This is a genomic window from Nodularia chucula CCY0103 (genome assembly GCF_963923915.1).
GTDB lineage: Bacteria > Cyanobacteriota > Cyanobacteriia > Cyanobacteriales > Nostocaceae > Nodularia > Nodularia chucula.
On the sequence record NZ_CAWUOL010000128.1, the window covers coordinates 1 to 9,789 of the forward strand.

Sequence of the window (9,789 nt, forward strand, 5' to 3'; positions counted from 1 at the left end):
AACTACTATACCTGAATATGTAAAGTTTTGTAACGAGATTCAACATTTCTGGTCTGCAAGATACTCAAAAAGATAATTTGGTCAATACTGGTTTGCGGTTGCAGGAATTGTTGCAATTATTAGAAGACTGTGCTGCTGGGCAACAATTGGTGTGGCTGGATGCTTGTCATAGTGGTGATTTGACCTTGTTGGGTGCTAGGGGAGAACCAGAACTCAACCCGACTCAAGAATTAGTGGAAATTCTCCGCCAACGTGCCGCGAAGAGAAAGGGATTCTATGCTTTATTATCATGCGATCGCGGTCAAAAATCTTGGGAATTTCCGCACTTAGGACACGGAGTATTTACCTATTATCTCATCCGGGGACTGCGGGGAGAAGCGGCTGATGCCCAAGGAGTTATCGAAGCAGATGGACTTTACAGATATGTTTATCACCAAACACTGACATATATAGATAAGGCTAATCAACAGTTACGGGTAATTAATCATCTGAAAAAAGGGCGCGGCGAAACTTCCATTCATTCTGAATATCCCTCACAAACACCAAAGCGCATTGTGGAAGGAGTCGGCGAGGCGATTTTAGGACTCAAACCTTATAGTAAAGGGTCTGTACAACATCTGCGTCAAGCATTAATTTTAGGAGAATTTCCCCAAAATCAGAATGCATCGGCTTTAAATAAAATCCTCAGTACGGTTGGCAATTTTCAGTCAAGTTATTGGACTGTGGGCGAAAATACTACTGGTTCCGATGTGCAAAAAGCTATACAAAAGTGTTTGTTGTCGGCTTCTTTTTCAGAGTCACCCCAGGAATCGACTTATTTGGAAGCGCCTGCAACTGTCTTTTTATATCTGCGGGGACATTTGCAAGAAACAGCACAAGGCGAAGGTGTATTTATACTGTCCGATAATGTTGTAATTCATCGTTCTTGGTTGAGAAAACAATTGCGGCGGTGTCAATCGCAACAAATTATTATTTTAGATTGTCCTCTAGGGGAAATATTTGTGCGTGATTGGGTAGAAGAATTGCAATTAGGATTAGATACGGGACAATGTTTAATTGCTTGTGCTGCAACAAATGAAAAATTCGCTTCTACTTTCATAGAAACGCTGAGTCAAGCTATGCAGCCATCTGGGTTAACCGCAGCCGAGTTGATTACTCAATTACAAGTTGAATTATCAGCTACCAAGATGCAATTATATTTCTGGTTATCTGGTTCTCAAGGGATTATTGAAATTCTAACAGAACCAACTTTGTTTATCAATGATAGTTCCCCAGAAAATGTTGAGGATATACCTGATGATTTGAGTTCAGATGTAGGTATAGATTATACTCAACTGCGGGATTTACTTGCAGCTGGCAGATGGTTGGAGGCGGATAAAGAAACCACCAATCTGATGTTGCAGGTAGTAGGGAGGAAAGAACAAGGGAACCTGGATTTAAAGAGTTTAGAAAAGTTTTCTTGTCTTGATTTATCTACTATCGATACTCTCTGGGTGAAGTATAGTGAGTGGTGGACGGTTTGGGTTTAGTGTACAGCAGCGTATTTGGCAGAGTTTAAAAGGTAATTCGGTGGCTGACCCTGTAATGGGGTTGATGATTGGTAATGAGAAGATGGCGGCGGCGGAAACTTGCATTGATTTTGCTAATCGTGTGGGGTGGCGTTTGCAAGATGCTTGGGTTGATTATGAACATCTGAATTGGAATGAGGATGCACCTGTGGGATGTCTACCTTATTGTGGTTTTTTGGAACAGGTTTGGCGGGTAAAGGTTTTTGGTGTGTGGGAATGGCATAGTGCGATCGCTACAGCTTCTTGGTGGCAATTGTGTGTTAGTCTGTTATCTCGTGTGGAGGTTTGTGTCACGCAGAGGCGCAGAGGCGCGGAGAGTTAAAGTTGAGATTATTTTTGGTAAAGTGGTAATAAACATTCAGAGGTATCACTTTGATGAAAGTCCTGCATGGAACTTGGATACCAGATGCTTCTACTGATTTTATTCAGTCGGGGTGTTTTTGTTTTTGGGTGGAAACTCCTGTTAGTCAGAAAAACCGCAGTCGTAGCGAAGGTATTCATCCGGGACATTTAGCCAAGGCGGAATTATCTAATTTTTTAACTCAGGAGTTGGGAATTAAAGCCACAGCGTCTCAGTTAAATCAGTTGATATCCCCGAAATATTTTGCCCTCCCAACTACGAATAATCAGCCTTTACCTTCGCCGGAGTTAATCAAGTATCTGGAAGTGGAAATTCCTGAAGATTATGAGGAGTTTCAATATTGGCAGGTGGATTGCTATGAGACGGTAATCTATACTAAAGCTGAAAAAGCAATCAATGTAATTAAATTTCTCAATGATATTCATTTTGTAGCATTATATAACTCTGGGGATGTTCAACTTGGTTCTGATTTGCTGTTTTGGTATCACTACACTCAAGCTTTTAAAGAAGTAATTTTAAAAGACCAATATATTCCAGCTCTGAAATATCGGCAATTAGCAGCCGCAACAACGAAGAAAAAAGGCAAACAACCACCTTCCCAGCCTTTTGAAATTTACGCCAATTGGGAAATTATTTCTGAACCATACGAAACAAATATTCAAAAATATATTGACTATATGCCACTAATTTGTGTGGCAGGTGCGGCAAAATCAAGTGATAAAGTTGAGTTCTTTAATCAGGAAACTTTATTGCGTCATTTTTCTGAGTTTGTACTTAATAATTTAGTTACGCATACACCTTCGACAGCAGCCTTTGATAAGCAAATTGCAGATTCTTTAATTGACTATTGCCTTTATCCCCAACGCTATAACCCACTCACAACTAATACGGCTTTAGAAGCATATAAACAATGGCAAGCTTGGAAAAGCAAAATTACCCGCACTCAATCAGACTCACACTTTTATCTCTGTTTTCAACTGCATTCCCCGACTAGCGAGAAAATAGACAATTGGCAGATGCAATTTTTAGTAGCTAGCAAACAGGACCCTTCTTTGAAGTTGGATTTGGCTGATTACTGGACAATGAATAAAACAGCTAAAACTGCTGTACAGAAGAATTTTGGCAAAAACTTTGAAACTAACTTGCTGCTAAATCTCGGTTATGCAGCGCGAATGTATCCTCAACTATGGCAAGGGTTAGAAACAGACCAGCCGACAGGAATGCAACTGACTTTAGATGCAGCTTTTGATTTTCTCAAAGAAAGTGCTTGGTTGTTAGAAGATGCAGGTTTTAAAGTCATTGTACCTGCTTGGTACACCCCTGCTGGTCGCCGTCGTGCTAAAGTTCGCCTCAAAGCATCAGGTAAAAAACTCGCCCCCACGAAGGGGGAGACAAAAAGCTATTTTGGTTTAGATTCCCTGGTAGAGTATCAATATGAATTAGCCATTGGGGAACAAGCTGTGACTCCCCAAGAATGGGAACAGTTAATTAATGCGAAATCTCCCCTAGTGCATTTTCGCGGTCAGTGGATGGAATTAGACCGGGATAAAATGCAGCAATTACTGGAATTTTGGGAGTCTCACGGCGATGAACAACCCCAGATGAATTTGTTGGAGTTTTTACAACGCAGTGCCGAAGTTGGGGAAGAGTGGGAAATTGAACATGACGAAGTGCTATCGGAGATGATAGCGAAGCTGCAAGATAAAAGCCAATTGGAACCAATTTCTGAAACGTTAAATCTGCAAGGCACTTTACGCGAGTACCAAAAGCGGGGTGTGGCTTGGTTAGAATATCTAGAACGCTTGGGTTTAAATGGCTGTTTAGCAGATGATATGGGTTTGGGTAAGTCGGTACAGGTAATTGCTAGACTTGTGCAGGAAAAGGATGCCGTGGAGTCTGTTTTACCGACTTTATTAATTGCGCCTACTTCCGTTGTGGGTAATTGGCAAAAGGAAATTGCTAAGTTTGCACCCCATTTAAAAAGTATGGTGCATCATGGTAGCGATCGCCTCCAAAATTATCCAGATTTCAAAGCCGCTTGTCAACAGTATGATGTGATTATTACCTCCTTCACCCTCGCCCGTAAGGATGAAAAGCTGTTCAATAGTGTGGAATGGCAACGTTTGGTTTTAGATGAGGCGCAAAATATCAAAAATCCTAAAGCTGCACAAACCAAAGCTATCCTCAAACTTTCCGCCAAACACCGACTCGCGTTAACAGGAACGCCTGTAGAAAACAGACTGCTAGATTTGTGGTCAATTTTTAATTTTCTCAATCCTGGTTACTTGGGTAAAGAAGCCCAGTTTCGCAAGTCTTTTGAAGTTCCTATTCAAAAAGATAATGACCGGGTAAAATCAATTACTTTGAAGAAATTAGTGGAACCGCTAATTTTACGCCGGGTGAAAACTGACCAATCGATTATTAATGATTTGCCGGATAAAGTTGAACAAAAACTCTATACTAATTTAACGAAAGAACAGGCATCACTGTATGAAGTGGTGGTGAAAGATGTCGAAGAAAAGCTGCAAAAAGCAGAAGGGATTCAACGCAAGGGATTGATACTTTCAACTTTGCTGAAATTAAAACAAATTTGTAACCATCCAGCCCAGTTCTTACAAGATAATAGCGTATTTTCCACTGAGCGATCGCACAAACTGAGTCGATTAGCAGAAATGGTAGATGAAGCCGTTGCAGAAGGGGAAAGTTTGCTGATATTTAGTCAATTTACAGATGTTTGCGAAAGTGTAGAAAAGCATCTTAAACATAATCTGCACTGCAATACTTACTACCTACATGGTGGCACAAGTCGCAAACGTCGGGAACAGATGATTACTGAATTTCAACACCCAGATACGGAACCATCGGTGTTTATCCTTTCGCTGAAAGCTGGTGGTGTGGGTATTACTCTGACGAAAGCCAATCACGTTTTCCATTTTGACCGTTGGTGGAATCCAGCCGTTGAGGATCAAGCCACTGACCGGGCTTTTCGCATTGGTCAAAAAAAGAATGTGTTTGTGCATAAGTTTGTGACTATTGGGACTTTGGAGGAGAGAATTGACCAAATGATTGAAGATAAGAAAAAACTCTCTTCTTCTGTGGTTGGTAGTGATGAGTCTTGGTTGACGGAGTTAAATAATGAAGCTTTTAAGCAATTGATAGCGTTGAATAAGAGTGCAATTTTGGAGTAAATTCAACATATAGCAATCCTAAATAAGAGATGAACACCTCTTTTTTTCCACCTCTGCGCTCTCTGCGTCTCTATGGTTTATTTGGATAATTGATTTTTTAGAAGTTCCTTAATCACTGATAGGGATTTTAATGTTTTGTAAAGTGTAGCGAAAATAGGAGATAATAGTATCATAATATGATACTATTCAAATGAACCTTAACAGTAAACAGCAAAGCATACTTAATGCTATTTCTGAGAACCCTGTTAGAGCCAATATTCCTTGGAAAGATATCGAGTCCATGCTAATTGCACTTGGAGCAGAGAAAGGATCACGGGTAAGATTTGCTCTTAATGGCATAAGAGCAACGTTTCATAGACCTCATCCTGAAAAAGAAACTGACAAGGGTGCAGTTAAATCGGTGCGGCGATTTTTAATAGAAGCGGAAGTAGTAAAAAATGATGAAGTATAAAGGATATGAAGCGATTGTAGAATTTGATGCTGAAGCTGAAATTTTTCACGGAGAGATAGTTAACATCCGAGATGTAGTAACATTTCAGGGTGATAACGTGAAAGATTTAAAACAAGCTTTTGAAGATTCAATTGAGGATTATCTTGATTTTTGTAGAGAACGTGGTGAGGAGCCTGAAAAACCGTTTTCTGGCAAATTTGTAGTTAGAATTAAACCCGAATTACATAAAGCAATTTCCATAAAAGCCAGAAAAGAAGGTAAAAGCCTTAATTCTTTGGTAGAAAATGCTTTATCTAAATTTGCTACCTAACTGAAGTTTAGACTAAACTATATTACCAGAGGTTTATTTTATGGCTAAATTTACGCGAACTTGGTGGGGCGATCGCTTTATTCAAGCATTAGAAGAATTCACCGATGATAGCCGACTCCAGCGCGGACGTTCTTATGCCCGTGGGGGTAAAGTGTTAAACTTTGAAATTGACAAAAATCACATTACGGCTCAAGTTAAAGGTTCAATTAATCCCTATTTTGGAGTTTATAAGGAACCAACTTATAATATCTCAATTGAAATTAAACCCATTGGCAAAACAAGTTGGAATGAAGCTATTCAAAAACTTTCCTCTAAGGCTAGTATAGTTTCTCGACTGCTGCTAAATGAAGTTCCTGAAAATATAGAGGATAACTTTTCTCATTTGGGACTAAATTTATTACCCCACAGTAGCAAGGATTTCATAAGTACGAGATGTTCTTGTCCAGATTATGCAAATCCTTGTAAGCATATCGCTGGAGTTTATTATTTAGTAGCTTCCCAACTGGATAAAAACCCATTCTTGTTATTTGAATTGCGGGGTTTATCGAAAGCTGAACTGCAAACAAAATTAGCAAATTCACCATTAGGTAAAATACTATCAGAAGCGTTAGAATCTCAAGAAGTTACTCTAGAAACTGCTACATCCTTTTACACAAAACTAGAACAAAAATCTGTTGACCAAAAGCCCTCTCCTAGAGAATTTTGGTTAGGGACAAAACGCTTACCATCAACCATCGAAGTTGCTAATCAAAGCAGTCTATCAGCAATTATGGTAAAGAAACAAGGAGATTTTCCAACTTTTTGGTCAAAAAATAATTCTTTTATTGCCACAATGGAGGAGTTTTATCAACGCGTCAAAACAAAAAACCAGAAAATGATTTAAGTTTTTTTAATTATATTGCTAATGCCCGCTTTTGTAATTGTAGTTCCACGCGATCGCCTGGCTGCGGTTCCATCACTCGTGTAGTCAGATTATTCTGATTTAATAACGAACTAAACTCCTCTACAGTTCCTTCAACCTTCAAGAATTTCGTCAGCAAACCTTCAAAAACTACATCTCCACCCGCCGCCGTAGGTAGCATAACTTGTGGTTGTAACCACTGTGCAACTTGTAATGCACTATTTCTACCTTTAATAATTGGCAAACCTAAGCCACTGGTCAAGCAGTATCCTTTGATTGCCGATTTCCAGTAGCCAACTATTGCTGTCTAACCAAGTTAAGTACATAACTAAATTAAAACAGGACTTACGCAAAAATTGCCGAAAAGCTTAATTTATCGTTCGCGTAGCGTGCGCGAAGCGCATACCGCCAAGTCGCCAAGAATGCCAAGAGTTCGTAGAGTGTGCGTAAGTCCTATAAAAATAACATCTCCCTTTATTTTCTTATTCCGCCTCTTAACATCACGAACTTTTTTTACTTATTCAAAAAGCTTGGCGTGCCTCCAAATGGTCTAGGATATCAGAACGCTTCAGCCAAGCTGAACGCAACTGCTGATTAGCAAACATCTCCAACTGATCACCAACATGGCGTGACCCCGGCTGAGTAGCATTGCCATAACTATTAAGTACCATAGCCCGCACTGGTTGAGAAAATTCCACCGCCGCCACAAAAGAATCTCCCCCAACTGACTTAAAAGTCCCATCTGGCTGTGGTCTAAACCAAAGAGTTGGGAAAATGCCCAAAGGATCATTGCCACCATTAGCAGGTAAATTTATATCACCATAATCTATCTGAAAAACCTCTCCCCATGCGACATCTAACTTGCCATAGGTTTCCTGTACCGCAGATGCAGCTACTTCTAATTTGGCGACTGCTTCTTGAGGATTGGCTAAAGCATCCGGTGTGGTGCGCGGTTTGTCTTCACTCCAAGGTGTACTAAATGCCTTGTCTAAATCAATTTGTTTTACCCAAGTAGCAAATAGGACTGCACCTTTACTGTTAGCATTTGCTTTCATATCCCAAGCACTTAACACATTAGCTGCATCTTTTGCTAACTCACTCCCCTGTTTCCGGGCTGCGAGAATTAAATCATCCAAGATGCGGTCTGCCAGTTCCATACGGGTAGAGTGCTTGTATGCCACCATTTCATCAAAAGTAATTTTTTCATCCTCAAACAGCATTCTGGCCGAACGCTGCGCTCGGAAACTCATCGATTGTGGTGCCATGTAGGACGGATATTTATCTGCCTGGATAGCTGTGGGGAATGTGGTTGTCCAAGGTGGGTCATTAGCATTTTGTAACCAACCACTTTTGGGGTCAACAATGCGGGGTAAGTCTTGATAAGGGTGATTTTTTGTCCATAGAGTATCAGAGGTATTACCTGGGATCATACCTTGCCAGTATTGAAAATCACCTTGTTTCCTGATGGGAACTTGTCCGTTGAACAGGTGCATAATATGCCCATCTTTGTCTGCATAGATGACGGTAAACATGGGCAATTGCAAGCGTTTCAGTGCAGCTTCAAACTGTGAAAGGTTTTTCGCCCGTGCCATATCCCACCACTGTGCAAGTACCAGCGGCTCGTCCAGACCAACTACTCGCAGCGCTACAGCTTGATTACCTGTTTCGGATATTACAGGCCCGTGAACAGAATGTTTGACAACTAAGGGTTCTGTTTTAAAAGTGCCGTCTGGTTGTTTGACTTTTAATGACAAGTTTGTAATTTCAAAAGGTTTAACTTGACCATCATAGCAATAACCATTGTCAACTAACTCCAGGTTGTAAGCATCCCAACCGTCGTGAGTGTTAACAGTATGAGTCCACCCTAAATGATCATTGAAGGCGATCGCTAAAACTGGAATACCCACAAGTGTTGCTCCATAAGCATTAAAACCTGGAGCCGTCATTTGCGCTTCATACCACAGGAATAAATCAGACCAAGGTAAATGAGGATTGGCTAGCAGCATAGCATGACCGTTGTCCGAACGTGCAGGTGCGATCGCCCAACCATTAGACCCTGCTTTTGACTCCGCCTGGCTAATACCTGCAACTGATCCTGGGTTAACCACAAAAGTAAAATGCAAAACTCGATGTAAATGAGCCAGCACATCTTCTGCTTTAACTGGTAACACCACCTCTACTTCATCGTCAATCAAGTCGCCATGCTCCTGAGCATAAGCGTTGATTTCCGCAGCAAAAGCATCAAGATAATTGCGAAAAGCTGGACTTTGTAATTTATACCAAGAAGCAGCACGTTGTGGGACTCCCATAGTTTGTACCCAACGGTCTGACTCTAAATAATCTTCTCCCCAATATTCGGCAGCCTGTCCCCGTGCTTGACCATAAAGACGCAAAATCAGATTACCGTGACTCTGCATTTGCGCCCAACCGAATGCTTTGAATGCACTTTGGGCATCTCTACCATAAATGTGGGGAACACCATAAGTATCCCAAAGAATTTCAGTAGATGTTGCTACGTTCGCACCACCATAGCTTGCCAAAACTATAGCCAATATAAAACCAATAATGATTGTTAAAAATCGGAATGGTTTTCTCTTCACACGTTGCCAAAAATCAGTCATATTCAAATTAAAAATTGATAGTTATTCCGCACAAACTAAAAAAAATATATTAGACTCATCCGCGAATCATAAATGCCTACCAGGAGAGAGTGACAAGGAATTCCAGGGTCAGAGCGATCGCCATCTGGTGCTACGATGGAATAAGGGTTTGAAGGCATGGAAAGAGAAAAAAATGAAATTAGAGCAGAAATATAGAATAAGGAGAAACAAATTTACAAATAGCAAATCAAGTCCTAAGAGTCAGAGAAAATAAGCGATTAATTCGTAATCGAACCAGTCCACAGACGGACATAATTACCTGAATATATCGATGTCGAGCCAGACGAAATCTCTCACAGGGTTAGCGCGTCTCAAACCCTATTGACAGTGGGATTCTAGGAGAGGATTGA

7 protein-coding genes and 1 pseudogene are annotated in these 9,789 nt (G+C 40.6%); 6 read left to right on the plus strand and 2 right to left on the minus strand.

Going from position 1 to position 9,789, the window contains the following annotated elements:
- Positions 1–77: 77 nt before the first annotated feature.
- The 6 genes from ACM0OP_RS22470 to ACM0OP_RS22495 all read left to right on the plus strand — a co-directional run bounded on the left by ACM0OP_RS22470 (position 78) and on the right by ACM0OP_RS22495 (position 6,761).
- Complete coding sequence (locus tag ACM0OP_RS22470) at positions 78–1,529, plus strand: GUN4 domain-containing protein (RefSeq protein ID WP_414530637.1); 1,452 nt, start codon at positions 78–80, stop codon at positions 1,527–1,529.
- On the plus strand, positions 1,504–1,890 hold the full coding sequence (locus tag ACM0OP_RS22475) for a GUN4 domain-containing protein (protein WP_414530638.1): 387 nt from the start codon (positions 1,504–1,506) through the stop codon (positions 1,888–1,890). The genes ACM0OP_RS22470 and ACM0OP_RS22475 overlap by 26 nt, the downstream gene beginning before the upstream one ends.
- A gap of 53 nt (positions 1,891–1,943) precedes the next feature.
- Positions 1,944–5,117: a DEAD/DEAH box helicase gene (locus ACM0OP_RS22480; protein WP_414530639.1), complete on the plus strand. Its 3,174-nt coding sequence runs from the start codon at positions 1,944–1,946 to the stop codon at positions 5,115–5,117.
- Positions 5,118–5,307: 190 nt separating this feature from the next.
- Complete coding sequence (locus tag ACM0OP_RS22485) at positions 5,308–5,568, plus strand: type II toxin-antitoxin system HicA family toxin (protein ID WP_414530640.1); 261 nt, start codon at positions 5,308–5,310, stop codon at positions 5,566–5,568.
- Positions 5,555–5,878 carry a type II toxin-antitoxin system HicB family antitoxin gene (locus ACM0OP_RS22490; protein ID WP_414530641.1) on the plus strand — a complete coding sequence of 108 codons (324 nt, stop codon included), beginning with the start codon at positions 5,555–5,557 and terminating at the stop codon, positions 5,876–5,878. The genes ACM0OP_RS22485 and ACM0OP_RS22490 overlap by 14 nt, the downstream gene beginning before the upstream one ends.
- Positions 5,879–5,918: 40 nt before the next feature.
- Positions 5,919–6,761: an SWIM zinc finger family protein gene (locus ACM0OP_RS22495; protein WP_414530642.1), complete on the plus strand. Its 843-nt coding sequence runs from the start codon at positions 5,919–5,921 to the stop codon at positions 6,759–6,761.
- Between the two features lie 10 nt (positions 6,762–6,771).
- On the opposite strand, the pseudogene ACM0OP_RS22500 reads toward ACM0OP_RS22495, so the two are convergent.
- Positions 6,772–7,020: pseudogene (locus ACM0OP_RS22500) on the minus strand (MBL fold metallo-hydrolase); the annotation flags it as partial.
- 280 nt (positions 7,021–7,300) lie between these two features.
- Entirely contained in the window at positions 7,301–9,400 is a 2,100-nt protein-coding gene (locus tag ACM0OP_RS22505; RefSeq protein ID WP_414530643.1) for an acylase, read from the minus strand.
- Between the last annotated feature and the right edge of the window lie 389 nt (positions 9,401–9,789).

Coding starts and splice junctions, on each gene's coding strand:
- ACM0OP_RS22480 (WP_414530639.1), top strand. CDS start 1,944: ATGAAAGTCCTGCATGGAACTTGGATACCAGATGCTTCTACTGATTTT.
- ACM0OP_RS22485 (WP_414530640.1), top strand. CDS start 5,308: ATGAACCTTAACAGTAAACAGCAAAGCATACTTAATGCTATTTCTGAG.
- ACM0OP_RS22490 (WP_414530641.1), top strand. CDS start 5,555: ATGATGAAGTATAAAGGATATGAAGCGATTGTAGAATTTGATGCTGAA.
- ACM0OP_RS22495 (WP_414530642.1), top strand. CDS start 5,919: ATGGCTAAATTTACGCGAACTTGGTGGGGCGATCGCTTTATTCAAGCA.
- ACM0OP_RS22505 (WP_414530643.1), bottom strand. CDS start 9,400: ATGACTGATTTTTGGCAACGTGTGAAGAGAAAACCATTCCGATTTTTA.